General features: G+C 64.3%; 20 protein-coding genes. 6 read left to right on the forward strand and 14 right to left on the reverse strand.

Features of this window, described 5'->3' with window-relative positions; all coding sequences use genetic code 11:
- Positions 1–167: 167 nt before the first annotated feature.
- From EJ068_RS21645 to EJ068_RS21675, 7 genes are all read right to left on the reverse strand, one after another.
- Complete coding sequence (locus tag EJ068_RS21645) at positions 168–1,526, reverse strand: FGGY-family carbohydrate kinase (protein WP_127252677.1); 1,359 nt, start codon at positions 1,524–1,526, stop codon at positions 168–170.
- Positions 1,523–1,837: an L-rhamnose mutarotase gene (gene rhaM / locus EJ068_RS21650; protein ID WP_210212017.1), complete on the reverse strand. Its 315-nt coding sequence runs from the start codon at positions 1,835–1,837 to the stop codon at positions 1,523–1,525. Before rhaM ends, EJ068_RS21645 begins: the two co-directional genes overlap by 4 nt.
- Positions 1,837–2,838 (reverse strand): ABC transporter permease, encoded by a 1,002-nt coding sequence (locus tag EJ068_RS21655; protein ID WP_127252675.1) that lies wholly within the window; start codon positions 2,836–2,838, stop codon positions 1,837–1,839. Before EJ068_RS21655 ends, rhaM begins: the two co-directional genes overlap by 1 nt.
- A complete protein-coding gene (locus EJ068_RS21660; RefSeq protein WP_127252674.1) occupies positions 2,835–3,812 on the reverse strand; it encodes an ABC transporter permease in 978 nt (325 codons plus the stop codon). Before EJ068_RS21660 ends, EJ068_RS21655 begins: the two co-directional genes overlap by 4 nt.
- Positions 3,809–5,350 carry a sugar ABC transporter ATP-binding protein gene (locus tag EJ068_RS21665; protein ID WP_128314935.1) on the reverse strand — a complete coding sequence of 514 codons (1,542 nt, stop codon included), beginning with the start codon at positions 5,348–5,350 and terminating at the stop codon, positions 3,809–3,811. The genes EJ068_RS21660 and EJ068_RS21665 overlap by 4 nt, the downstream gene beginning before the upstream one ends.
- Positions 5,351–5,533: 183 nt before the next feature.
- On the reverse strand, positions 5,534–6,529 hold the full coding sequence (gene rhaS, locus EJ068_RS21670) for a rhamnose ABC transporter substrate-binding protein (protein ID WP_042637283.1): 996 nt from the start codon (positions 6,527–6,529) through the stop codon (positions 5,534–5,536).
- 55 nt (positions 6,530–6,584) lie between these two features.
- The gene (locus EJ068_RS21675; RefSeq protein ID WP_127252672.1) at positions 6,585–7,394 is read right to left on the reverse strand and encodes a DeoR/GlpR family DNA-binding transcription regulator; all 810 of its coding nucleotides are present in this window, start codon (positions 7,392–7,394) and stop codon (positions 6,585–6,587) included.
- A gap of 187 nt (positions 7,395–7,581) precedes the next feature.
- Between EJ068_RS21675 and EJ068_RS21680 the strand changes: the two genes are divergently transcribed.
- From EJ068_RS21680 to ggt, 3 genes are all read left to right on the forward strand, one after another.
- Complete coding sequence (locus EJ068_RS21680) at positions 7,582–9,684, forward strand: bifunctional rhamnulose-1-phosphate aldolase/short-chain dehydrogenase (RefSeq protein ID WP_127252671.1); 2,103 nt, start codon at positions 7,582–7,584, stop codon at positions 9,682–9,684.
- 150 nt (positions 9,685–9,834) lie between these two features.
- Positions 9,835–11,127 carry an L-rhamnose catabolism isomerase gene (gene rhaI, locus EJ068_RS21685; protein ID WP_127252670.1) on the forward strand — a complete coding sequence of 431 codons (1,293 nt, stop codon included), beginning with the start codon at positions 9,835–9,837 and terminating at the stop codon, positions 11,125–11,127.
- Positions 11,128–11,358: 231 nt separating this feature from the next.
- Positions 11,359–13,098 (forward strand): gamma-glutamyltransferase, encoded by a 1,740-nt coding sequence (ggt, locus tag EJ068_RS21690; protein ID WP_127386412.1) that lies wholly within the window; start codon positions 11,359–11,361, stop codon positions 13,096–13,098.
- Positions 13,099–13,102: 4 nt separating this feature from the next.
- Here ggt and EJ068_RS21695 read toward each other — a convergent pair whose 3' ends face one another.
- The 3 genes from EJ068_RS21695 to EJ068_RS21705 form a co-directional block, all read right to left on the reverse strand.
- Complete coding sequence (locus EJ068_RS21695) at positions 13,103–13,450, reverse strand: hypothetical protein (RefSeq protein ID WP_042637278.1); 348 nt, start codon at positions 13,448–13,450, stop codon at positions 13,103–13,105.
- A 159-nt stretch (positions 13,451–13,609) separates the two neighbouring features.
- Positions 13,610–14,965 (reverse strand): sigma-54 dependent transcriptional regulator, encoded by a 1,356-nt coding sequence (locus EJ068_RS21700; protein WP_127251944.1) that lies wholly within the window; start codon positions 14,963–14,965, stop codon positions 13,610–13,612.
- Positions 14,962–16,827 carry an ATP-binding protein gene (locus EJ068_RS21705; RefSeq protein ID WP_245463182.1) on the reverse strand — a complete coding sequence of 622 codons (1,866 nt, stop codon included), beginning with the start codon at positions 16,825–16,827 and terminating at the stop codon, positions 14,962–14,964. The genes EJ068_RS21700 and EJ068_RS21705 overlap by 4 nt, the downstream gene beginning before the upstream one ends.
- Positions 16,828–17,065: 238 nt before the next feature.
- Here EJ068_RS21705 and EJ068_RS21710 point away from each other — a divergent pair, with 238 nt between their 5' ends.
- Both EJ068_RS21710 and EJ068_RS21715 read left to right on the forward strand, forming a co-directional pair.
- On the forward strand, positions 17,066–18,403 hold the full coding sequence (locus EJ068_RS21710) for a dicarboxylate/amino acid:cation symporter (protein WP_127251945.1): 1,338 nt from the start codon (positions 17,066–17,068) through the stop codon (positions 18,401–18,403).
- 128 nt (positions 18,404–18,531) lie between these two features.
- On the forward strand, positions 18,532–19,113 hold the full coding sequence (locus EJ068_RS21715; RefSeq protein ID WP_127251946.1) for a histidine phosphatase family protein: 582 nt from the start codon (positions 18,532–18,534) through the stop codon (positions 19,111–19,113).
- Between the two features lie 171 nt (positions 19,114–19,284).
- Here the strand turns inward: EJ068_RS21715 and EJ068_RS21720 are convergent, their stop codons facing one another.
- The 3 genes from EJ068_RS21720 to EJ068_RS21730 form a co-directional block, all read right to left on the reverse strand.
- Positions 19,285–20,049, reverse strand: coding sequence for a pseudouridine synthase (locus EJ068_RS21720; protein ID WP_127386239.1), 765 nt, complete (start codon positions 20,047–20,049; stop codon positions 19,285–19,287).
- Between the two features lie 87 nt (positions 20,050–20,136).
- On the reverse strand, positions 20,137–20,622 hold the full coding sequence (locus EJ068_RS21725) for a hypothetical protein (protein ID WP_245463183.1): 486 nt from the start codon (positions 20,620–20,622) through the stop codon (positions 20,137–20,139).
- A 120-nt stretch (positions 20,623–20,742) separates the two neighbouring features.
- Complete coding sequence (locus tag EJ068_RS21730) at positions 20,743–21,183, reverse strand: hypothetical protein (RefSeq protein WP_127251948.1); 441 nt, start codon at positions 21,181–21,183, stop codon at positions 20,743–20,745.
- A 526-nt stretch (positions 21,184–21,709) separates the two neighbouring features.
- On the opposite strand from EJ068_RS21730, the gene EJ068_RS21735 reads away from it, so the two are divergent.
- The gene (locus EJ068_RS21735; protein WP_189341912.1) at positions 21,710–22,729 is read left to right on the forward strand and encodes an NAD-dependent epimerase; all 1,020 of its coding nucleotides are present in this window, start codon (positions 21,710–21,712) and stop codon (positions 22,727–22,729) included.
- A 35-nt stretch (positions 22,730–22,764) separates the two neighbouring features.
- Here the strand turns inward: EJ068_RS21735 and EJ068_RS21740 are convergent, their stop codons facing one another.
- Positions 22,765–24,078 (reverse strand): MFS transporter, encoded by a 1,314-nt coding sequence (locus tag EJ068_RS21740; protein ID WP_127251949.1) that lies wholly within the window; start codon positions 24,076–24,078, stop codon positions 22,765–22,767.
- Positions 24,079–24,276 lie beyond the last annotated feature (198 nt).

Genomic DNA, 24,276 nt, shown 5'->3' on the forward strand with positions numbered 1-24,276 from the left:
TTCGGGCACCTTCTCCCCGTAAAACGGGGCGAAGGGGTTGGCCGCGCCATTCTGTGGCGTCGAAAATTGGCGAAGGCCGCGACAACAGCGTCTTTCTCCCCGTCACTATACGGGGAGAAATGCCCGGCAGGGCAATGAGGGGCAGCACCGGACTCTCAGAAAAAGGGCTACGTCCGGACGGCCAACCGCCACGCCTCTGCGTAGTCGCCCCAGACCGGCTCCGCTGGTGGTTCCGTTTGTTCGCCCTTGCTTGCTGTCTCAATGCCATCCGACGCCAGCAGCGCGGCGCCGATGCTGGTCCCGGTCGAGGCTTCCGATGCAATGACCGACCGCGCCGTCGCCGCCGCCAGCATGCGGTTGAAAAGCGGGTTGCGCGCGAACGGCCCCTCGACCGTCGTCGGCCCGTCGCCGCCGATCAGTTCCAGGCAGGTCGCGGTCATCAGCGCCAGATAGAATGAGACGGCGGCGAAGCGCTGGCCGGAGCTCAGGTCGTCGGCGTTATGCCATTGCGCGGCGCGATGCGGAAAGGGTCCGGAACCCTGCTGCGTCGAAGGCAGAAGCTGAACCTGCCGCGCCAGCACGGCGTCAACATCGACCTCGCTCCATTCCTGTGGCTGGCCCTCGGTCAGCAGCGAAAATTCGCGTCCGCCCATGAAGCGGGCCGACGGCACAGGATCGCCCAGCGCGTTGACATTGACCAGCGTGTCGCGCGCCGGGTCGAGCTCCACCTTCCTGCCGCCGACGGCCATCGACACCACCCATGTGCCGGTCGAGACGACGGAGAAGGGCGGCGCGTCGGACAGCAGATGCGGCAGCAGCGAGGCGTTGGAATCGTGCAGTCCGCAGAAAACCGGGGTCTGTGGGGCGAGCCCCGTCCGTTGCGCAATCGCTGGCAGGATCGGGCCAAGCCGGTCCCTGGCCGGCCGCACCGGCGCCATCAACCGGCGCCAGCCCATCCTGTCGACCAGCGAGGAATAGTCGGAAGTCCAGGGATTCCACAGATCGGTGTGGCAGCCGAGCGACGTCACCTCATTGGCGGCGACGCCGGTCAACCGCAGCGCCCAGTATTGCGGATACATCAGCATCGTGGCCGCCCGGGCGAATTCCGCCGGAAATTGCTTCTGCTGCCAGAAGAACTGCGCGCCGAGATTGAGGCCGATCGGCAGCCGCGGCGTGCCGGTCTCGGCAAAGGGCGGACGTGCGGCGTCGTAGCCGGCCGCAAGCTGGTCGGGGCCGTCGAATTCGTAGTCGAGAACCGGCAGCGCCAGTTCGCCGGCGGCGTCGACCAGCACGCCGGTCGCGCCATGCGTGGTGATCGAGATCGCGTCGATGCGCCGTTCGCGGTTGAGATCGGTGAGACTGTTCAGAATGAACGTCCACAGCGCCTCGACATCGTGATGCGGGTAGGGCGCCTGCCGCACCGGCGCGTTGGCGATACGGCGCAGCGCGATCTCGCTCAATGTCGCGAGATCGACCAGCGCCACCTTGGCGTTGGTCTTGCCGATATCGATGACGGCGACGATCATGCCATATGGAACATTGTTTCGAGCGGCACCGCCACCGGCTCGTTGTCGGGCTTGGTCTCCATGAGGTCGGCCATATGCGCCCACCATTGCTGCATCATCCGGTGCTTCGGAAGATCACCCATGCCGTGGTCATCGCGGCGCCACAGCACGCCGAACAGGATATTGGTCTCGTCGTCGAGATGGATCGAATAATCGGAGACGCCGGCCTCTCTCAGCAGCACAACCAGCTCAGGCCAGATCTCATCATGGCGGCGCTTGTACTCGGCCTTCATGCCGGGATTGAGCTTCATCTTGAAGGCGTATTTCTCCATCAGGCGAAGCGTCCTTCACGCAGCCGCCGCCAGACGATCGGCAATGCAATGACGATGATCAGCAACAAGCCGATGAAGATCGACATGACGATGCCCGGCACGTTGAGCAAACCAAGCCCAAACGTCACCAGCCCCATGATGAAGGCGGCCAGCACGACGCCAAGGATGCTGCCGGCGCCGCCGAGGATCGACACACCCCCAAGCACCACCATGGTGATCGCTTCGAGCTCATAACCCTGCGCGATCGACGGTCGCGTCGATCCGAGCCGCGAGGTGATCAGCACCGAAGCGATGCCCGACATCAGCCCGGTCAGGCAGAACAGGATGAATTTTATACGGTCGACCCGCACGCCGGAAAACTGGCAGGCGACCGGATTGTTGCCAATGGCGAAGACGCGGCGGCCGAAGCTCGTGCGGTGCAGCACAAACCAATAGATCAGCGCCGCGACGAGGAACAGCGCCAGCTCGAACGAGAAGACCCACCAGACATAGCCCTGGCCGAAGAACGCAAAACTTTCTGGATAGCCTTTGTAGGCCTGGTCGCCGAGGATGATGAAGGCGATGCCGCGAAACAGGCTCATCGTGCCGATGGTGACGACGATGGACGGCAGGCCGAGCCGCGTGACGAGCAGCCCGTTGAAGGCGCCGCAGGCGAAGCCGACGGCAATGCCGATCGCCACCAGCACCGGCGTGCCGGCGCCGGCCTGCACCGCCATGCCCATCATGGTCGAGGCCAAAGCCACGATCGCGGCGACCGACAGATCGATCTCGCCGCAGATGATCAGCAGCGCCATCGCAAGCGCGATCAGCCCCTTTTCCGTAAAGTTGAAGGTCAGGTCCGACAGCGACCACGGGTCGAGGAAATAGGGCGACGCAAAGCTGTTGACCGCGAAGATCGCGACCGCGATGACGACCAGCAGCGCCTCCCAGGAGAAGATCGCCGAGGAGAGCGGCTTGTCGAGCCGGTCGGGAATGTGGCGCGGGGCAGGGGTGTCGGTCATGCCGCTTCCGCCTTTCTCAGGATAATGCGGCCCTGCCGGCGCTCGCCGCGCGCGTTGAGCACCACCGCCAGTATGATGGCGCTGCCCGAGATCGCCATCTGCCAGAAGGGCGAGATGTTGATGACCGGCAGCGCGTTGGAGATGATGCCGAGGAACAGCGCGCCCAGCACTGCGCCGCCGACCGAGCCGATGCCGCCGGCGATCGAGATGCCGCCGATGACGCAGGCGGCGATGATGTTGAGCTCATAGCCGTTGGCGACCTCGACCGAAGCGATCACATAGCGCGAGATCCAGAGATAGCCGGCAAGCCCGCCGATCATGCCGGAAATGCAAAAGACGATGAATTTGGTGCGGCCGACATCGATGCCGGCATAGACCGAGGCGGTCGGATTGACGCCGATGGCATAGATCGAGCGGCCGATCGCGGTCCGCGTCATCACCAGGAAGAACAGCGCGATCACGATGATGGCGATCCAGGACAGCACTGGAAGGCCGAGGAAGGCGGCGCGCTGGAAATTGATGAAGTCGGGGCTCATCTGGTCGGCATTGACCCAGGCGCCGCCGGAGACGACGAAGGTGGCGCCGCGATAGATGGTGAGGGTGCCGAGCGTCACCACGATCGAGGGAATGTTCAGCCGCCACACCAGGAAACCGTTGATCGCGCCAAGCACCAGCCCGACGGCGAGCGCGATGACGATCAGCACCGGGATCGGGATCGCCGGATGCGCGGCGTTGAGCATCGCCACCACCATGCCGGTGAAACAGAGGTTGGACGCCATCGACAGATCGATCGAACGCGTCAGGATCACCACCATCTGCCCCAGCGCCAGGATCATTAGGATCGATGTGTCGTTGAACACCTGACGCAGATTGGCCGGATCTGCGAAACCGGGGAAGCGCGTCGAGATCAGGCCGATCAGCATGACGATGCCGGCGAGCAGCCAGATCTCGCGGTATTTGAGGAAGCTCTTCATGCCGCGATCCCCGCTGCGGTTCGAACCAGCGTCTCGGCGTCGAGGCCCTTGTTGTCATAGGTCGCGGCGATGCGGCCCTCTCGCATGACCACGACCCGGTCCGACATGCCCAGGATCTCGGGCAGTTCCGACGACACCATGATCACCGAAAGCCCCTGCGCGACCAGCTCGGCCATGAAGCCATGCACGGCCGCCTTGGAGCCGATGTCGATGCCCTTGGTCGGCTCGTCGAGGATGATGACTTTTGGCGCTGTGGCCAGCCATTTGGCGATGACCACCTTCTGCTGGTTGCCGCCGGAAAGTGTGCCGACATCCTGGCTGAGCGACGAGGCGCGCAGATCGAGCCGCTCGGTGTAGGAACGGGCGAGCGAGAACTCTTCCGCGAGCCTCAGCACGCCGGATTTCGAGGTGCGCGCGAGCGAGGGCAGCGACACGTTCTGGAAGATCGGCAGGCCGATCACCACGCCCTGCTTGCCGCGTTCTTCCGGCACATAGACGATGCCGGCCTCGATCGAATCCGCCGCCGATTTCGGCGCGATCGATGTACCGTCCAACGAGATGGTGCCTCGGCTAGCGCGGGTGATGCCGGCGATCGCCTGCATGACCTCGCTGCGGCCCGCGCCGACCAGCCCGTAGAAGCCGAGTATCTCGCCCTTGCGCAGCTCGAAGCCGATATCGTCGAACTCGGTCGGATGCGACAGACCCGAAACCGACAGCACCGGCGCGCCGATCTTCGGCTCGCGCTGCGGGAAGATATGGTCGACGTTGCGGCCGACCATCATACGCACGATCTCGTTCTGGCCGGTGTCCTTGAGCAGCCCCTCGCCCACCATCTCGCCATCGCGGAAGACTGTGTATCGGTCGGCGATGCGGTAGATCTCGTCGAACTTGTGGCTGATGAAGAGCACCGCCTTGCCGTCGCTCTTCAGGAATTCGATCAGCAGGAAAAGCTCCTCGATCTCCTTCATCGAAAGCGCCGCGGTCGGCTCGTCCATAATGACGATGCGCGCGTCGATCGACATCGCGCGCGCCACCGCAACCAGGTGTTTGTTGGCGATACCAAGATCCTTTAGCCGAGCGTCGGCGTCGATATGACCGGCGCGCATCGTCTCCAGCACCTCGCGCGCATTGCTGCGCATGGTGCGCCAGTCGATGGTGCCGAAGCGGGTGCGCGGCGCGTGGCCGAGGAAGATGTTTTCGGCCACCGAAAGGTCGTCGAACAGCACGGTTTCCTGGTGGATGGCGGTGATGCCGTGGCCGAATGCTGCGTGCGCGCTGGGCAGCGTCGTCACCTGGCCGTCAATGCCGATTTCCCCGGAATCGGGCTTGTAAATGCCGGTCATGATCTTGACCAGCGTCGACTTGCCGGCGCCGTTCTCGCCGATCAGCGCCGTCACCTGCCCGGGGTAGAGCGACAGGCTGACATTGTTCAGGGCGCGGACGCCCGGGAAACTTTTCGAGATGCCCGTGAGCGTCAGGCGGGGAGCTGAGGCCGGGGGGCGCTCCTTTATTGTGCCGTGATGGGCCGTCGTATCCATAGTCGTATCAAGCCCAGTGAATCGCTTGCGTGTCGCCTCCCCCTCACCCGACCTCCGCTTCGCTCGGTCGCCCTCTCCCCGAGGGGAGAGGAGGTTTGCGAGCTTGGCTCCAGGCTCTTCTCCCCGGCGGGGAGAAGGTGGCCGCGAAGCGGCCGGATGAGGGGCAGCGCCGTCGGTCCAGGATCAATAGATCTTGGAGAACTTCTCGATGTTGGTCTTGTCGAACTGGAAGGGCGGAGCCATCGCGGCCGAGTTGGTGTCGTCGAGCGTCACCTTTCCGACGCGGCCGATCGACAGCGTGGCGCCGGGCTTCGCCTCTTCCTTCTTCACCGCCAGGTCATGCGCGAGGTAGATCGCCGAGTAGCCGAGATCGATCGGGTTCCACAGAGCAACAGCCTGCGAAGCGCCGTTGTCGATGAACTTCTTGAACTCCGACGGCAGCGCGAGACCGGTGACATTGACCTTGCCGATCAGGTTCTCGTCGGTGACGACCTGCGCGGCGGCAACAACGCCGACGGTGGTCGGCGCGATGATCGCCTTGAGATTCGGATAGGACTTCAAGAGGCCCTTGGCTTCGTCGGTGCTCTTGGCCGAGTCGTCGTCGCCATAGACGGTGGCGACCAGCTTGATCTTCGGGAACTTCTCCGGCAGCACCTTCTTGGCCGCCTCGATCCAGGCGTTTTGGTTGGTCGCGGTCGAGGAGGCCGAGAGGATGGCGACGTCGCCGCCTTCCGGCAGGTAATCGGCGGCGAGCTTGATGATGGTCTCGCCGATCAGGCCGGTGTCGGACGGGTTGAGGTGGAGCTGGCGGCCTTCCTTGGCGACGCCCGAGTCCCATGAGATGACCGTGATGCCGCGATCCATCGCCTTCTTCAGCACCGGCACCAGCGCGTCGGCGTCATTGGCCGAAACTGCGATCGCGTTGACCTTCTGCGCGATCAGCGAGTTGATCACTTCGATCTGCGCCTCGGCGGTGGCCTTGGTCGGGCCGGTGTAGATGACATCGACATCGCCCAATTCCTTGGCCGCTTCCTCGGCGCCCTTGTTGGCGGCGTCGAAGAAGCCGTTGCCGAGCGACTTCACCACCAGCGCGATCTTGACGTTCTCGGCATAGGCGGCATTCACGAACATGGCGGCGGAAAAGGCCGCCGTGACCAGCAGTTTCTTCAAAAAGCTCATCGAATATCCTCCCTTGAGCGTTGCATTCCATCGCCGCTGCGGGCGTGAGTTTCCCTCAGGCCTGCAGTGAAGATTCTTCCCTGTCGCTTGGCTGTCTGCGGGCGACGATCAGCGCCACGCCCGCCGTTTCCAGCATCTTGGCCTCCCGGTCCTCGATGCCGTCGTCGGTGATCACGGTTGCGATGCGCGACAGCCCGCACAGGATCAGGCTGGAGCGCATGCGGAATTTGGTGGAATCGACCAGCACCACCAATTCGTCGGCCTGGTCGATCAGCTTCTGCTCGGCCTGGATCAGCAGCGGATCGCCCTCCATCAGCCCGAGCGGCCCCAGGCCCTGCGCGCCCATGAACATGCGCCGCGCATAGAAATTGCGCGTCACGTCATTGTCGAAGGGCGAAAGGATGATGTTCTGCTCGCGGTAGATCGTGCCGCCCGACAGCATCACCGTGTTTTTGGAATGCTTGAGCAGGTGCTCGGCGATCGGGAACGAGTTGGTGAAGATCGGCATGCGGCGTCCGGTCAGGAAATGCACCATCTGGAAGGTGGTGGTGCCGCCATTGATGATGATCGGCTCGCCGTCGGCGCACAGATTCACCGCTTCCCGGGCGATCGCCCGCTTCTGCGCGGCGTTCAGCGTTTCGTTGACGGAGAAGGGCCGGCCGGCAAGGCCGATGAATTGCGGCGGCGAGATCGCCTCGGCGCCGCCGCGCACCCGGCGCAGGCGCTTTTGCACGTGGAGCGCCGCGATGTCGCGCCGGATCGTCGCCTCGGAGGAGTCCGTCAGCTCGACCATCTCCTGCACCGTCACCACAGGCTTTTCCTGGACGGCGGACAGAATGATCCTGTGGCGCTCTTTTTCGTGCATGGTTCCTCCCTACTCAAACATCAGGCCTCAGAAAACGCGCAGTGTCAATCATTTCCGATCATATATTTTCATTGTGCAGTGCAATATGATCGATATTGATCGTTTGTGATTGACAAGCGGGGCGCTTGCGTAGACATTCCCGAGCAAGAAATGAGGAGCGCGACATGCGCTCCAAGGGAGGATACCTATGCTCGACAAGCGCTCCGGCTCGCGCCTCGCCAATCTGTGGGACGATGCAAAAGCCGAAGGGATGAGCGGTCCCGAGCTCCTGGTCTATCGCTCGAACACGCTGGGATCCGACAAGCGCGTCACCAATTATGGCGGCGGCAACACCTCGTCCAAGGTCTGGCAGAACGACCCGCTGACCGGCGAGGAGGTCGAGGTGCTGTGGGTCAAGGGCTCCGGCGGCGACAGCGCCTCGATCAAGCTGGACGGTTTCGCCACCCTCTACATGGACAAGCTGCGCGCCATCAAGGGGCTCTACCGCGGCGTCGAGCACGAGGATGAGATGGTGGGCTATCTGCCTCACTGCACCTTCAACCTCAATCCGCGCGCGGCCTCGATCGACACGCCGCTGCACGCCTATGTGCCGAAGGCTTGCGTCGACCACATGCATCCCGACGCCATCATCGCGGTCGCGGCGGCCAAGGATTCCAAGGCGATCACCAAGGAGATCTTCGGCGACGCCATCGGCTGGCTGCCCTGGAAGCGGCCGGGCTTCGAGCTCGGCCTATGGCTGGAAAAATTCTGCCTCGACAACCCCCAAGCCAAGGGCGTGGTGCTTGAAAGCCACGGCCTGTTCACCTGGGGTGACACGCCGAAGGAATGCTACGAGACCACGATCTCGGTGATCAACCAGGCAATCGAGTGGTTCGAGCGCCGATCGGAAGGCGTGGCTATCTTCGGTGGCGAAGCGGTCAAGGCGCTCGATGCCCGGACACGCCGCGCCATTGCCGCCAAGCTGATGCCGCGCATCCGTGGTCTGATCTCCGAAAAGAGCCACAAGCTTGGTCATTTCGACGACCAGCCGGCCGTGCTCGAATTCGTCAACTCGAAGGATTTGCGGCCGCTGGCGGCGCTTGGCACCTCCTGCCCGGACCATTTCCTACGCACAAAAATCCGGCCGCTGGTGATCGAGTTCGATCCGGCGAACCCCGATATCGACGCCGTCATCGCGCGGCTCGCCGACGACATTGCCGAATACCGCGTCGGCTACCAGGCTTACTATGACGCATGCAAGCATGCGGACTCGCCCGCCATCCGCGATCCCAATGCGGTGGTCTATCTGATGCCCGGCGTCGGCATGTTCACCTTCGCCGGCGACAAGGCGACGGCGCGCATCTCTGGCGAGTTCTACGTCAACGCCATCAACGTCATGCGCGGCGCCTCGACAGTCTCGTCCTATCTCGGCCTGCCCGCCCAGGAAGCCTTCGACATCGAATATTGGCAACTCGAGGAAGCCAAGCTCCTGCGCCTGCCGAAGCCCAAGGCGCTGGCCGGGCAGATCGCCTTGGTTACCGGCGGTGCCGGCGGCATCGGCCGCGCCACCGCCAACCGGCTGCTGCGCGAAGGCGCCTGCGTCGTGCTTGCCGATATAGACGAGGCCGCTTTGGCCAGTGCCAATGACGAGCTCTCGAAAGCCTTCGGAAGGGACTTTGTCCGTCCGGTGCGGATCGACGTCACCTCCGAGGAGCAAGTGCTTTCGGGCTTCGCCGAAACGGCGGTCGAATTCGGCGGCATCGACATCCTGGTTTCCAATGCCGGCCTGGCCTCCTCGGCGCCGATCGAGGAGACGACACTGGCCTTGTGGAACAAGAATATGGACATCCTGTCCACCGGCTATTTCCTGGTTTCGCGCGAGGCTTTCCGTCTGTTCCGCGCCCAGAAAATCGGCGGCAACGTCGTCTTCGTCGCCTCCAAGAACGGGCTCGCCGCCTCGCCGAATGCGTCGGCCTATTGCACCGCCAAGGCCGCGGAGATCCATCTTGCCCGCTGCCTCGCGCTGGAGGGGGCCGAAGCGCAAATCAGGGTCAACGTCGTCAATCCGGACGCCGTGCTGCGCGGCTCGAAAATCTGGACCGGCGAGTGGAAGGAACAGCGCGCCGCGGCTTACAAGATGTCGACCGACGACCTCGAGGAGCATTACCGCTCGCGTTCGATGCTGAAGCGCTCGGTGTTCCCGGAAGACATTGCCGAGGCGATCTATTTCTTCGCCTCCGACATGTCGGCCAAATCGACCGGCAACATCGTCAATGTCGACGCCGGCAACGCGCAAAGCTTTACGCGCTAGGCGCCCTTTCCTTCTCCCCGTCTCCATACGGGCAGTTGAGGAGTGGCCGCGTAGCGGACGAAAAGCCAATTGCTTGGCTTTTCGAAGGACGAAAGCCCGAAGGGCGGATGAGGGGCGGCGCCAGCCGAACGCATTCTTGGGAGGAATTGCATGTCCGAAACAATTATCCGCGCCGACATAGTCGCCAGCCACAACACCGCGCGCCAACCCGACCTCGAGCACGACTACGCCTCGCTCGGCGAACGCCTCGACCGCCGCGGCATCGCCATCGACGCCATCCGCGACAAGGTCGAGAAATTCGGCGTCGCGATCCCGTCCTGGGGCGTCGGCACCGGCGGCACGCGTTTCGCGCGTTTCCCCGGTCCCGGCGAGCCGCGCGACATCTTCGACAAGATCGAGGACTGCGCCGTCATTGCCCAGCTGACGCAGGCAACGCCGACCGTCTCGCTGCACATCCCCTGGGACAAGGCTGATCCGAACCGGCTGAAGCAGGCGGCCTCGCGCTTCGGCCTCGGCTTCGACGCCATGAACTCCAACACTTTCTCCGACGCCAAGGATCAGAAGCTATCCTACAAGTTCGGCTCGCTCTCGCATGCCGATGCCGGCACGCGCCGGCAGGCGGTCGAGCACAATCTCGAATGCATCGAGATCGGCAAGACGCTGGGCTCCAAGGCGCTGACGGTGTGGATCGGCGACGGCTCGAACTTCCCCGGCCAGGTCAATTTCGCAAAGGCCTTCGAGCGCTATCTGGACGCGATGCGGGAGATCTATGCCGGCCTACCGGACGACTGGCGGCTGTTCACCGAGCACAAAATGTATGAGCCGGCCTTCTATTCGACGGTCGTGCAGGACTGGGGCACCAACTACATTATCGCGCAAGAGCTCGGCGCCAAGGCCTTCTGCCTTGTCGACCTCGGCCACCACGCGCCCAACGTCAACATCGAGATGATCGTGTCGCGGTTGATCCAGTTCGGCAAGCTGGGCGGTTTCCACTTCAACGATTCCAAATATGGCGACGACGACCTCGATGCCGGCTCGATCGATCCCTACCGGCTGTTCCTCGTCTTCAACGAACTGGTCGATGCGGAGCTCTCCGGCGCCAAGGGTTTCAATCCCGCCCATATGCTCGACCAGAGCCACAACGTCACCGATCCGATCGAGAGCCTTATGCTGTCGGCGGTCGAGGTGCAGCGCGCCTACGCGCAGGCGCTGCTGGTCGACCGCAAGGCGCTCGAAGGTTTCCAGGAGGAGAACGACGCGCTGATGGCGACGCAGACGCTAAAGGCGGCCTACCGCACCGATGTCGAGCCGATCCTCGCCATGGCGCGCCTGCGGACCGGCGGCGCCATCGATCCGGTCGCGGCCTATCGCGAAGCGGGTTATCGCGCGAAGGTCGCGGCGGAGCGGCCGGCTGTCGCCAGCGGCGGCGGCGGCATCGTCTGATAGGCTGCGCCACTCCCCCTCATCCGGCCGCTTCGCGGCCACCTTCTCCCCGAGGGGAGAAGAGATCGGCGCAAGCTCCTCTCCCCTTGGGGAGAGGTCGGATTGCCCGAATTGCCCTTGCAATTCGACTTGGCAATCCGGGTGAGGGGGTCTCTCGCGCTACTTCAATTGTTATTGGACTAATTCGCCCGGACGGTTTTTCCTAGGCATTTCGACGCCAGGAGCACCGCCATGCCCTTGACCCGCCGGTCGCTGATCGCCGTCAGCCTTTCGCTTGCCTCTGCCTTCATTCCGGCCGTTGCCGCCTTCGCCGCGTCGCCCGTTCCGGCCAAGGGTGAGCACGGCATGGTGGTCACGGAGCAGCATCTGGCGACCGAAGTCGGCGTCGACGTGCTGAAGAAGGGCGGCAACGCCGTCGATGCCGCTGTCGCGATCGGCTATGCGCTGGCCGTCGTCTTTCCCGACGCCGGCAATATCGGCGGCGGAGGGTTCATGACTATCCGGCTGAAGGACGGTCGCACCACCTTCATCGATTTCCGCGAGCGCGCGCCGCTCGCCGCCACCAGGACCATGTATCTCGACAAACAAGGCAATCCGGTGAAAGGCGCCAGCCTCGACGGCTATCTTGCCGTCGGCGTGCCGGGCTCCGTCGCCGGCTTCGAGATGGCACGTGAGAAATATGGCACGCTCTCAAGGCAGGATCTGATGGCGGCGGCGATTGCCTACGCCAGGGATGGTTTTGTCCTCAACCAGGGCGACGCGGCTTGGTTCGCCGACAGCGCCGACCGGCTGGCGAAGGACCCGGCGGCGGCCGCGATCTTCCTGAAAAAAGACGGCAAGCCTTATGGCATTGGCGAGAAGCTCGTTCAGCCGGACCTTGCCGCCTCGCTGTCGGCGATCTCGCAAAAGGGGGCGGACGCCTTCTACAAGGGCGCCATTGCGGACGCCATCGTCAAGGCGAGCGGCGCCAGGGGCGGCATCCTCGCCAAGGGCGATTTCGAGCAATATGCGGTGCGCGAATTGAAGCCGGTCACCTGTTCCTACCGCGGCTACGAGATCATCTCCTCGCCACCGCCAAGCTCGGGCGGCGTCATCATCTGCGAGATTCTGAACATCCTGGAGGGCTATCCGCTCTCCTATCTCGGCTCGGCTTCCGCCGAGACGGTCCATGTCATGGTCGAGGCGATGCGCCATGCCTATGTCGATCGCAATTCGGCGCTGGGTGACCCGGATTTCGTCGACAATCCGGTCTCGAAACTGCTCGACAAGGGCTACGCCAGGGACATCCGGGACAAGATCGATCCCTTCCGCGCCGGCGCCTCGAAGGATTTGATGCCGAAGGGTCTTGGCGAGTCGAAGGAGACCACCCACTATTCGATCATCGACAAGGACGGCAACGCGGCCGCGGTCACCTACACGCTGAACGGCTCCTTCGGCGCCGGCGTCGTCGCCGAAGGCACCGGCATCCTGCTCAACAACGAGATGGACGACTTCACCCAGAAGCCCGGCGTGCCCAACCTCTACGGGCTGGTCCAGGGCGAGGCCAACGCCATTCAGCCGAAGAAGACGCCTTTATCCTCGATGAGCCCGACGATCGTGACGAAGGACGGCAAGCCGTTCATGGTCATCGGCAGCCCGGGCGGCTCGCGCATCATTACCATCACCCTGGAGGCGATCGTCAACGTCATCGACCACGGCATGGACATCCAGGAAGCCATCGACGCGCCGCGCATTCACCATCAATGGCTGCCGGACACGGTCTATGTCGAGCCTTTTGGGCTTTCGCCGGACACGGAGCGGCTGCTTGCCGGCATGGGCTATCATCTCGGCCTCAGCGACGAGACCTGGGGCCGGGCGGCCGGCATCCTTGTCGGCGGAAAGAGTCTGGCGGAGATCGAGAAGGGCGGCGGCGCCCGCTACAACGGCGCCATGGACAGTCGCGCGGCTGCCGGCGAGGCGCTGGGATACTAACTGATCAGGTCACCAGCGTGATGGTCGAGGCGATCAGCATGACGGCGGCAATGGCCACAAACAGCGCGTAGATGCGCGGGCGGTCGAGCAGCAGCGCATTGCCGGAAATCCAGGCCGCCGTGGCGCCGCCGAGCGCGAACAGGAAGCCATTGCGGTGGCCGAAGGACATGGAGGCGGCCATCAGGCCGCCGATGATCAGCGCGCCGAAGACGATGATGACGGCGACCGCGTATTTCTCGAAATCATTGCCGCCGCCCATCACCGGCCCCATCGCGTTGAGATTGGGCAGGTCGTCCGGATCGAAAGGGTTGGCCGAGCCGTATTCGTCTTGACCGAGGGATTCGCGCATCATTCGTTCTCCGCTGGGCGGCAACAAACCATCAACGCCTGCCAAGCGCAACCCGGCAACGCCATCGCGGCGATGTGTTCACTGGCCGGCTGGTGCCAACGTGCCACGGTTTGCCGGACAAGCTCAACGGCTGGAGATTGGATCGGGTTCCACGAGCTTGATCTATTTGGAAAAATCGCTGCGCACGATGCCGTGCCGCTGCAACTTGTCATAGAAGGTCTTGCGCGGAATGCCGAGCGCCTCGATGGTGCGGCGGACGTCGCCTTCATTGCGACCAAGTGTCTCGCGGATGATGTCGGCCTCGTAGCGATCGAGCCGTTCGGGCAACGGCGTCGCGGCGTCGCTCTCCATTGCCGCGGGGGAAGGCGTTTCGGCGACGTCGTCAAGCCCGAGCACCAAGCGTTCGGCGAAATGGGCGAGCTCGCGTACATTGCCCGGCCAGTCGTGCTCCCTGAGATGGCGCTGGACCGCCGCCGCGGTCGCCGGCACGGCTCGCCGGAACCGTGCGGCGGCCCGCTCGGCGAAATAGCCGAACAGCAGCGGCACGTCGTCCCGCCGTTCGCGCAGCGGCGGAATGGAGAGCGTCACCACATTGAGCCGGTAATAGAGGTCCTCGCGGAAAGCGCCGCGCTGGCTGGCATTGCCGAGATCGAGTTTGGCGGCAGCGACCACCCTCAGGTCGACTGGGCGTACCTCATTGGTGCCGAGCGGCGTCACCTCGCGCATTTCGAGCACGCGCAGCATCTGCACCTGCGTCGAGGCCGGCATGCTTTCGATCTCGTCGAGGAAGAGCGTGCCGCCGCTCGAATGCTCGATACGGCCGACGCGCTTCTTCTGCGCGCCGGTGAAGGCGCCGGCCTCGTGTCCGAACAGCTCGCTTTCGATGACCGTCTCCGGCAGCGTGCCGCAATTGAGCGCGACGAAATTGCCATTGGCACGGCGGCTCCAGCGATGCAGCAGGTTCGCCACCACCTCCTTGCCGGAGCCGGTCTCGCCGGTCACCAGCACGTCGACATCGGTGTCGGCGATCTGCCTGAGCGTACGGCGCAGCCGCTCCATCGCCGGCGTCTGTCCGATCAGCGGCAAGCCCTCCTGCGCCTGCTCGGCCGCTTCGCGCAAGGCGCGGTTCTCCATCACCAGCCGGCGTTTTTCGGCGGCGCGGGCAACGCTCTGCGCCAGCCGCTCAGTGGCGAAAGGCTTGGTGATGAAGTCGTAGGCGCCGTCCTTGATTGCGTTGACGGCCATGGCGATGTCGCCGTGCCCCGTGACCAGGATCACGGGAATATCGGGGTCGAGATGCAAGACGCGGCCGAAGAGCTGCAGCCCGTCGATCTCCGGCATGCGGATGTCCGAGACAACCACGCCGGCGAAATTCCGGTCGAGCGTCGCCAGCGCTTCGCTCGCCACCGAATAGGCCGACACCGCAAAACCGGCAAGCTCCAGCGTCTGCCTTGTCGCCTTGAGCAGGTCGCTGTCGTCGTCGATCAGGATCACCGTTGCTGGGTTGTGCTTCGTCATGCTGCGCCGGCTTTCGACAGATGGATGGTGAAGCGTGTGCCCTGGTCGCTGCTCGAAACCTCGATGCGCCCGCCATAGTCGGCGACGATGTCCTTGGAGATGACCAGGCCGAGCCCAAGGCCTTTCTCCTTCGAGGTGTTGAAGGGCGTGAACAGTGATTTCAGGATCGCGGGTGGGATACCCGGTCCGTTGTCGGAAACGACCAGCGCCACGTCTTCGCCGGTTTCGGCGGCGGAGACTTCGACCCTTGCGCCATCACGGCCATCGAGCGCCTCCAGCGCGTTCTGGAACAGATTGATCAGCACCTGTTCCAGCCGCAGCCGGTTGCCCATTACTTTCAGCGCCGATGGCGGCAGTTTGATCGCCAGCGCATCCAACCGGCCGGCGAAGCGGCTCCTGAGCAGCACGACTGCGCCCTCGATCACGCTGCGCAATTCGACGGGCTCGGCGGCGGTGCGGCCCTTGCGGGCAAAGGCTTTCAGCTCCTCCGTGATGGCTCCGATGCGCTCGGTCAGCGCGGCGATGGCGCCAAGATTCTCCTCGGCTGAGGCGCTTTGCTTGCGCTCGAGGAACACGCGCGCATTGTCGGCATAGGCGCGGATCGTCGCCACCGGCTGGTTGATCTCATGCGCGACGCCGGCCGCGACCTGGCCAAGCGTGGCAAGCCGGTTGGCCTGCACCAGCTCCTGCTGCATGACCTGCAGCCTCACCTCGGTGCTGCGATGGTCGGCGATCTCGGCCTGCAGCCGGTCGCGCGCCAGGCTGAGATCCTGCGTGCGCTCGACGACGCGCCGCTCCAGCTCGGCGCGCGCCGCCTGTTCGTCGGCGATCCGCATCTGGGCGGACTGCCGGCGCCAAAGCAGATAGGCGGCCAAGGCGATCAGCGGCACAAGGACGCCCAGCGCCAGGAGCCGCATTTCGCGCTGCGCGGCGGCGACCGGCGCTTCGGCTGGAACAAGATAGTCGAGCTGCCACGGTGTCGACGGCACAGCGGTCGAGAGCCGCAGATATTCCGCATCGCTGCCTCCGGGCGTGATGGCATGGACCAGCGCGACATCGGAGCTCAGCGCCTGCGGCCTCGTCATCGGCAAGGGCACCAGAGGTGCATCGCCGAATTGCTGGCTGGCGCGGATTTCGGCGAGCACCGGCCGGCTAAGCGGCTCCGTCGTCAGGAAGCGCCAGGAGGGCACGCTCGTGATCAGCACCACGCCATGCGCGTCGCTGACATAGGCCGGCCGGTTTGCTTCGTGCCAGTCGGCTTCGAGCTGGTCGAACTCCATCTTGACCACGACGACGCCGAGGGGCCCTGAGGCGCCGTCGACGCGCCGCGAGATGTAGAGCCCGGGACGTTTGCTGACATTGCCGAGCGCGAAATATTCGGCGGTGCCGGTCTGCATCGCGCCTGAGAAATAGGCACGGAAACTGTAGTCGCTGCCGACGAAGCTCACCGGTTCGCGCCAATTGCTGGAGGCGATCGCCAGACCGTCGGTGCCGGTGACGTAGAGCACCGAGGCCTTGGTGCCGGAAACCAGCCCTTCCAGCTTGCGGTTGAGCACGTCGATCGCGGCAGGGCTTCGCTGGGTCAACGCGTCATTGACCTGCTGGTCCTCCGACAGGAGCAGCGGCAGCGCGCGCGGATTTTCCAGCACCGCGCGCAGCAGCGCGACCTTGAGATTGGCGTCCGTGCGTCCTTGCGTGGCTAATGCCTCGATCTCCGTCGAGCGGCCATAGAGGCCGGCGCCGTAGAGCGCTGCCGCGACGATCGCCAGCGCCACCGCCGTGAACAGCAGCCAGGCGCGCCGCGCCCGCCTGGCAAGCAGTTCGGGCGTCGAAGCGAGAGCAGCGGCGGGGCGTTGCAGCATGGCGTATTTGTGCATGTTTTCGCACAAGGCGCAATTCTACCTATGCGGATAACCGCACTGATGCCGCGGAAAAGGCACCTCACGAGCTCGAAAAATTCAGCAAAATCAACGAAGCGAAACTCCGGGCGCCATCTGGCACGCGCGTTGCAGGTAGGTCCGCAGCAGCCGCGAGGCTGTGAAGGTTAACAGCCCCCTGGGAGGTCGAGCGTTCTCGATCGGGGGCCGAACGGAGGATATCATGCAGACAGCAATCGCTGCCGCCGAACCGCGCGGCAAGGTTCCCTTTTACCGGCATCTTTATGTGCAGGTCCTGGTGGCGATCGCCGCCGGCATCCTGCTTGGCCATTTTTACCCCGATCTGGGCGCTTCGCTGAAACCGCTCGGCGATGCCTTCATCAAGCTGGTCAAGATGGTCATCGCGCCTGTGATCTTCCTCACCGTCGCGACCGGCATCGCGGGCGTCTCCGACCTGCACAAGGTCGGCCGCGTCGCCGGCAAGGCGATGATCTACTTTCTTGTCTTCTCGACATTGGCGCTGATCGTCGGCCTGGTTGTATCGAACGTCATCCAGCCCGGCGCCGGCATGCACATCAATCCCGCGACACTCGATGCCTCGAAGGTCTCGACCTTCACCGAGAAGGCGCATGACACGACCATCGTCGGCTTCCTGATGAACATCATCCCCGACACCATCACCGGGGCCTTCGCGCAGGGCGACATTCTGCAGGTGCTGTTCTTCTCGGTGCTGTTCGGCATCGCGCTGGCGCTGGTCGGCGAACGCGGCCGCCCCGTGGTCGATTTCCTGCAGGCGCTGACCTCGCCGATCTTCCGCCTCGTCGCCATCTTGATGAAGGCAGCCCCCATCGGCGCTTTCGGCGCCATGGCCTTCACCGTCGGCAAATACGGCATAGGCACGATCGCCAACCTCGCCTTCCTGATCGGCACCTTCTACCTGACGTCGCTGCTGTTCGTGCTCGTCGTTCTCGGCGCCGTCGCATGGTACAACGGCTTCTCTATCCTGGCGCTGATCCGCTACATCAAGGAAGAGCTGCTGCTTGTGCTCGGCACCTCGTCGTCGGAAGCCGCACTTCCCGGCCTGATGGCCAAGATGGAGCGTGCCGGCTGCAACCGCTCGGTGGTCGGCCTGGTCATCCCGACCGGCTATTCCTTCAATCTCGACGGCACCAACATCTACATGACGCTGGCTGCGCTGTTCATCGCCCAGGCAACCGACACGCCGCTCACCTTCGGCGACCAGATCCTGCTCCTGCTCGTCGCCATGCTGAGCTCCAAGGGCGCGGCCGGCATCACCGGCGCCGGTTTCATCACGCTGGCCGCCACGCTCTCGGTCGTGCCTTCGGTGCCGGTCGCCGGCATGGCGCTGATCCTCGGCGTCGACCGCTTCATGTCTGAGTGCCGCGCGCTCACCAATCTCGTCGGCAACGCGGTGGCGACCATCGTCGTGGCGCGCTGGGAAGGCGAGCTCGACCAGAAGCAATTCGCCGCCGCCATGGCCGGCCAGTTGCCGGAAGAGGCGGATCTCGCGCTGTCCGGCGGCCTGCTGCCGGCCGAGTGACAGGCAAGTTAGGCATCCCTCCCAAGCCTGTGCAGGCCGCGGCTCAGCCGCGGCCTGTTCTTTTTGCCGGCTGCCGCATAGGGTGCGCGAGCCGGATTCCCGGCGAAGCATTCAGCCGAGGGCGGTCAATGAGCAGCGCGTATCCCGAGATCTATCTTGTCCGTCATAGCGAGACCGAATGGAGCCTCTCGGGCAGGCATACCGGCCGCACCGACATCCCGCTGACGGCGAAAGGCGAGGAGGCCGCGCGCGGCGTGGCCGACCGGCTCAAGGGCCTGACCTTCCAGGCGGTCTGGTCGAGCCCCTCGCAGCGCGCCTTCGACACCTGCCGCCTGGCCGGCTTCGGCGAGGGCGCGGTTAAGAAGCCGGACCTGCAGGAATGGGATTATGGCGCTTACGAGGGCGTGACGACCAAGGAAATCCTGTCGAAGCGCCCCGGCTGGCAATTGTTCCGCGACGGCTGTCCTGACGGCGAGACGGCGGCCGATGTCGGCGCCCGCGCCGACGCGATCATCGCCGGGCTGCGCGCGATTGCCGGCAATGTGCTCGTCTTCTCCAGCTCGCATTTCCTGCGTGTTCTCGCGGCGCGCTGGGTCGGCCTGCCGCCGGAAGGGGGCGAGCATTTCGTGCTCGATACCGCCAGCCTCAGCATCCTCGGCTACGAGCACGACCTGACGGAGCCGGTCATCCGGCGGTGGAACCAGAAGTAGCGAGCACGACTCCCCCTCATCCGGCCGCTTCGCGGCCACCTTCTTCCCGAGGGGAGAAGAGGTTGGCGCCGCGCTGGCGAACTCCTCTCCCCTCGGGGAGAGGTCGGACTGCCCCGGATTGCCTTTCGCAATTCGGCTGGCAATCCGGGTGAGGGGAGAGCGCCCGGCTCGTCAAATCGCCAGGGTCGCCAGATCCTCGCTCGTCAGATGCCGCGCCTTGCCTTTGGCAAGCTCGCCGAGCTGAAGACCGCCGATCGCCACGCGAACCAGCCTTAGCACCTCGATATCGAAAGCGCCGAGCAGCCTGCGGATCTGCCGGTTGCGACCTTCGTCGAGCACGATTTCCAGCCAGGCTGTCCGCCCGCCGCTGCGCAACAGCGCAATCGAGCTTGCCGTAAGCAACTCCCCGTCGACGGCCGAGCCCTGGCGAAAGCGTTCCAGCATCGCGTCGTCAGGCACTGAAGCAATCTGCACATGATAGGTCTTGGCGACATGCGAGGCGGGGTCGAGCAAACCGTTCGCCCAGCGCGTGTCGTTGCTCATCAAAAGCAGCCCCTCGCTTGCTTTGTCGAGCCGGCCAACCGGCGCCACGAAGGGCAGGTCGAGCCCTTTAAGGCAGTCATAGACGGTGCCACGGCCTTCGGGATCATCGCGAGTCGTGACCAGCCCGCGCGGCTTGTTGAGCATCAGATAGACCTTGCGCTCGGCCGCAATGCGCTCGCCGTCGACCGTGATGCTCTCGCGCTCGGGATCGACCCACAGCGCAGGGTCGCGCGCCACCTTGCCGCCCACCCGCACGCGCCCCTTGGCGATCAAAAGCTCAGCCTGCTTGCGCGAGCAGAACCCGAGCTTCGACAGCGCCCGGTTGAGGCTGACCTTCCCGGCGGTGGATCGCCGCGCGGCCTTAGAAGGCTGTCCAAGGGGCTTGCTCGTCATTTGCCCGACAGATGCCATGCGGCGCGGCGCATGCGCAACCTTCGTGTGAAGTAAGATCGATTTTTGGAGACGGTCGGCGCCGGGAAATCATTGATCCTTCGGCGCGCTCAGCCGCCGGTAGGGGACGCCGTCGAATGTTGCCGTCACGAAGCTCTGGACCGACATCTTGCGCTTGCGCCCGTCGCTGCAGGCATAGAGCGGCCAGCCGGCTTCGCTGCACTCGCTGGCCACGCAGAGGCGGTTCACGCAGTTGCCCGTGGTCAGGCGAAAGCCGCCCTTGCCGGCAAATCCCTGAAGCAGGCTGCCGTCCGCCGAACGCCATGTCCGTTGCTGGAATTCAGGCCGCAGTAGGCGAGGCTCGAGCGGCGCGGCCAAACCGGCCTGGGTTGCGGGGCCCGAATATTGAAACCGGTAGCGCGCCATGCCGGTCGCATACGCGGTGACGAGATCGGGTTGCCCCGAATAGGCTGCCGTGAGGTCAGCTCGGTCAAAAAGATGGGAGGCACGCGGTTCCGCCACTGATGGTGTCATCAGGGCAGCGATGGCGACAACCGCCAGGCAGACGCGCAACATCCCCATTTCCAGCAGCCATACCCCGTCCGGCGTGCCAGGTCGCCCGGCTGCCTGCGCCTACAATCTTTCCAATCGGGTTTTCGCGCAAGCCAAGAGCTGCAAGGAATGGCCTCGTTTTGGTCAGCTATTGGCGGCTGGCGGCAGCTCGAACAGGTGGGCGCCGTTCTCCCGCCCACGGTCGACATAGCCGATCACGCGGAACCATTTCGCCACGTCCGGCCTGTCCAGCCAGCTGCGCGAATGGATGGGAAGGTTGCCGGCAAGCGCCTGGACATGGCGGATGTGCCGTTTGCAGAAGCGGACCGTCGCGGCGTTGAAGAAATCCTCCCGCGCCGCGAACAGCGTGTCGGCGGCGTCCGCATGCTCATGCCAGGCGATGATCGCGACGGCCCTGTCACCCTCGACAAGCGCGTGCGCCCGGCCTTCCTTCAAATTCATCATCAGATTGTCATAGGCGCTTTTGCTGTCCTTGCCGGCCGCGACATATTCGTCCGACATCCGCTTGGACAGGCCGTGGAACACATCTTCCAGGTCTCCGACCGTCGCCGCGCGTGCTCTCATTTCTCCTCCTGACAGCCCGCTAGCAGTTTGCCTCAGCAAAGGAAGATCACCAAGAAAATAAAACCCTCAACTGGCCTCATGAGCGCAATCTCATTCTGCATGAATGGATCCGATCCCTGACCGCGCTCGCATATCAGCATCGGCTTGAGATTGCATTTCCGCAGTCGGATACTGGAGCTCCCGGGCCGGCTCCGTCCACATCGTCTCCAGGCGACCATGATCGAGCTGACTGAAACCATATACGAGGCGGCCTCCGTTCCGGAGCGGTGGGATGACGGGTTGGCGCAGGCTGAGGTCGACGGGCTCGGTACGCTGCTGCCGCATCCGCCCGCGCCAGCCTTGCAGCCACTGGCGCCGCAAGGACCGGTAAGTCGTGTCGGACGGCGGAGAAAGGCGTATCGTTGAATTCGTCGACGGCCTGCCATAAAAGGCGCAAGTTCTCGACCGGCTTGAGGAATTCCGGACGTGCCCGCGGGCTGTCGGCGAAAGATCGGTCCGGTCTGACCACAAGGTTTGGGGGCATGGATTGACGTCGAGCAGACCCATACTGATCACCGGCGCGGCCGGCTTCATCGGCTTTCACCTCTGCCACCGGCTGCTTGCCGAAGGCCGGCAGGTTGTCGGCCTCGATTCCATGAACGAGTATTACGACGTTGCCCTGAAGCAGGCGCGGCTCGACCGGCTGAAAGCGTCCGCGAACTTTCGCTTCGAGCATGTCGATCTCGCCGACCGCGACGGCGTCTCGGCGGTCTTTGCTTCCGCAGCGCCGGAGATCGTCGTCAATCTCGCCGCGCAGGCGGGCGTCCGCTATTCGCTGACCAATCCGCACGTCTATGCGCGCAGCAACCTCGACGGCTTCCTCAATATCCTGGAGGGCTGCCGTCAGGCCACTGTCGGTCATCTCGTCTATGCATCGTCGAGCTCGATCTATGGCGGCAGCACGCGCATGCCGTTCTCGGTCCATGATTCCGCCGACCATCCCTTGAGCCTCTATGCCGCCAGCAAGAAGGCGAACGAGCTGATGGCCCACACCTACAGCCATCTGTTCGGGCTGCCGACCACTGGGTTGCGCTTCTTCACCGTCTACGGTCCGTGGGGTCGGCCCGACATGGCCTTGTTCATCTTCACCAAGGCCATCCTCGCCGGCCAGCCGATCGACGTCTTCAACCATGGCAACATGCAGCGGGACTTCACTTATATCGACGACATCGTCGAGGGCGTAATCCGCGTCATGGAGCATCCCGCGACGCCCAATACCGATTGGACAAGCGCTACCCCGGATCCCGCGACCAGCAATGCGCCGTACAGGATCCACAACATCGGCGACAGCTCACCCGTCCAGCTGAGCCGGCTGATCGACGTGCTGGAAGACGCGCTTGGGCGCAAGGCAATCCGCAACCTGATGCCGCTCCAGCCGGGCGACGTGCTGGCGACCTACGCCGACATCACCTCGCTCGAGGAGGTGACCGGCTTCAAGCCCACGATCCCGATCGAGGTCGGCGTTCCGCGCTTCGTGGAATGGTATCGGGATTTCTACCAGGTCTGATTGGCCGCCTGCGACAACGTGCTAGCGGCCGGGTACTAGCGGCCCGTCGTGGACGCCTGCCTGTCAATCCACAGCGCGATCAGCGTGCAGGCCGCGCCTGAAAGCAGATAGGCGCCGGCGGCGATGAGGCCGAACGTGCCAGCGAGCAGCAGCGCGGCAAGCGGCGCGAAGCCGGCGCCGAACATCCAGGCGAGATCCGACGTCACCGCCGAGCCGGTGTAGCGGTGCTGGCGCGAGAAGCTCGACGCGACGACGCCCGAGGATTGTCCGAAGCTCAAGCCGAGCAGGATGAAGCCCAGCACCATGAACACCGCCTCCCCGACGGTGCCGCCATTGAGAAGCTGCGGGGCAAAACCGCTGAAAGCGGCGATGGCGACGGCGCCGCCGCCGAGCAGGGCGCGACGCCCGACGCGGTCGGCCAGCGGCCCCGATGCGACGATCGCAGCGATGCCGAACAGCGCGCTCACCGCCTCGATGACCAGGAAGCGCTCCGGCCCCTCATTGGTGAACAGGAAAACCCAGGACAGTGGGAACACCGTCACCATATGGAACAGCGCGAAGCTCGCCAGCGGCGCGAAGGCGCCGACGACGACGTTGCGGCCTTCCGTGCTGATCATGTCCCTGATGCGGGTCGGCTGCAGGTCGCCGCTCTCGTAGAGCTTCGAGAATTCTGGCGTGACGACGATGCGCAGCCTGGCAAACAGCGCCACGACATTGATTGCGAAAGCGACGAAGAACGGATAGCGCCAGCCCCAGGCGAAGAAATCATCGGCCGAGAGATTGGCGACGAAGAAGGCGAACAGCGAGCTCGCCACGATGAGCCCGATCGGCGCGCCGAGTTGCGGGATCATCGCATAGATTCCGCGCCGGTTCTGCGGCGCGTTCAGCGCCAGCAGCGAGGGCAATCCGTCCCATGTCCCGCCAAGCGCAAGGCCCTGCAGGAACCGGGTCAGCGCCAGCAGCCAGGCGGCGACCGCGCCGACGTCTTCATAGGACGGCAGGAACGCCATCGCGACGGTCGAGGTGCCGAGCAGGAACAGCGCGATCGTCAGCTTGGCGCCGCGGCCATAGGCGCGGTCGATCGCCATGAACAGCACCGTGCCGAACGGACGCGCGATAAAGGCCAGCGCGAAGATCGCGAAGGAATAGAGCGTTCCGACCAGCGGATCGTGCGTCGGAAAGACAAGCCTGGGGAATACGATCACGGAAGCGATCGCATAGACGAAGAAATCGAAGAACTCCGACGTCCTGCCGATGATCACGCCGACCGCGATATCGCCAGCGCTGACCTGGCCGTGATGCGAGCCGATCAGCCTGCTGTCCGTTTCGGCAGTCGAAGTTTCAGCCATCTTGTTCGTCGCCACCGAGCTCAAGTTCGGAACGCGATTGTCCTCGTCCCATTATGCGTGCACAGTTTCGCCAAAGCCATAGCAATCCGGCATTGGACAAATTGTCCAATGTCGTCCCCGTGCCGGCGGCAGTAGCCGTTGGCCCATACCGCGTTGTAGCTTGCAAAAGCCCGTTGCGACGCCATCGAGGGCAGCGTT

Source organism: Mesorhizobium sp. M2A.F.Ca.ET.043.02.1.1, from assembly GCF_003952405.1.
In the GTDB taxonomy this organism is placed as follows: domain Bacteria; phylum Pseudomonadota; class Alphaproteobacteria; order Rhizobiales; family Rhizobiaceae; genus Mesorhizobium.

Excerpts from the sequence above, each read along its gene's own strand:
- EJ068_RS21715 (WP_127251946.1), top strand. The coding sequence starts at position 18,532 with ATGAGCAGCGCGTATCCCGAGATCTATCTTGTCCGTCATAGCGAGACC.
- EJ068_RS21705 (WP_245463182.1), bottom strand. The coding sequence starts at position 16,827 with ATGCTGCAACGCCCCGCCGCTGCTCTCGCTTCGACGCCCGAACTGCTT.
- EJ068_RS21730 (WP_127251948.1), bottom strand. The coding sequence starts at position 21,183 with ATGAGAGCACGCGCGGCGACGGTCGGAGACCTGGAAGATGTGTTCCAC.
- EJ068_RS21655 (WP_127252675.1), bottom strand. The coding sequence starts at position 2,838 with ATGACCGACACCCCTGCCCCGCGCCACATTCCCGACCGGCTCGACAAG.
- EJ068_RS21695 (WP_042637278.1), bottom strand. The coding sequence starts at position 13,450 with ATGATGCGCGAATCCCTCGGTCAAGACGAATACGGCTCGGCCAACCCT.
- rhaS (WP_042637283.1), bottom strand. The coding sequence starts at position 6,529 with ATGAGCTTTTTGAAGAAACTGCTGGTCACGGCGGCCTTTTCCGCCGCC.
- EJ068_RS21645 (WP_127252677.1), bottom strand. The coding sequence starts at position 1,526 with ATGATCGTCGCCGTCATCGATATCGGCAAGACCAACGCCAAGGTGGCG.
- EJ068_RS21680 (WP_127252671.1), top strand. The coding sequence starts at position 7,582 with ATGCTCGACAAGCGCTCCGGCTCGCGCCTCGCCAATCTGTGGGACGAT.
- EJ068_RS21720 (WP_127386239.1), bottom strand. The coding sequence starts at position 20,049 with ATGACGAGCAAGCCCCTTGGACAGCCTTCTAAGGCCGCGCGGCGATCC.
- EJ068_RS21700 (WP_127251944.1), bottom strand. The coding sequence starts at position 14,965 with ATGACGAAGCACAACCCAGCAACGGTGATCCTGATCGACGACGACAGC.
- EJ068_RS21710 (WP_127251945.1), top strand. The coding sequence starts at position 17,066 with ATGCAGACAGCAATCGCTGCCGCCGAACCGCGCGGCAAGGTTCCCTTT.
- EJ068_RS21675 (WP_127252672.1), bottom strand. The coding sequence starts at position 7,394 with ATGCACGAAAAAGAGCGCCACAGGATCATTCTGTCCGCCGTCCAGGAA.
- rhaM (WP_210212017.1), bottom strand. The coding sequence starts at position 1,837 with ATGGAGAAATACGCCTTCAAGATGAAGCTCAATCCCGGCATGAAGGCC.
- ggt (WP_127386412.1), top strand. The coding sequence starts at position 11,359 with ATGCCCTTGACCCGCCGGTCGCTGATCGCCGTCAGCCTTTCGCTTGCC.
- EJ068_RS21740 (WP_127251949.1), bottom strand. The coding sequence starts at position 24,078 with ATGGCTGAAACTTCGACTGCCGAAACGGACAGCAGGCTGATCGGCTCG.
- rhaI (WP_127252670.1), top strand. The coding sequence starts at position 9,835 with ATGTCCGAAACAATTATCCGCGCCGACATAGTCGCCAGCCACAACACC.
- EJ068_RS21660 (WP_127252674.1), bottom strand. The coding sequence starts at position 3,812 with ATGAAGAGCTTCCTCAAATACCGCGAGATCTGGCTGCTCGCCGGCATC.
- EJ068_RS21725 (WP_245463183.1), bottom strand. The coding sequence starts at position 20,622 with ATGTTGCGCGTCTGCCTGGCGGTTGTCGCCATCGCTGCCCTGATGACA.
- EJ068_RS21665 (WP_128314935.1), bottom strand. The coding sequence starts at position 5,350 with ATGGATACGACGGCCCATCACGGCACAATAAAGGAGCGCCCCCCGGCC.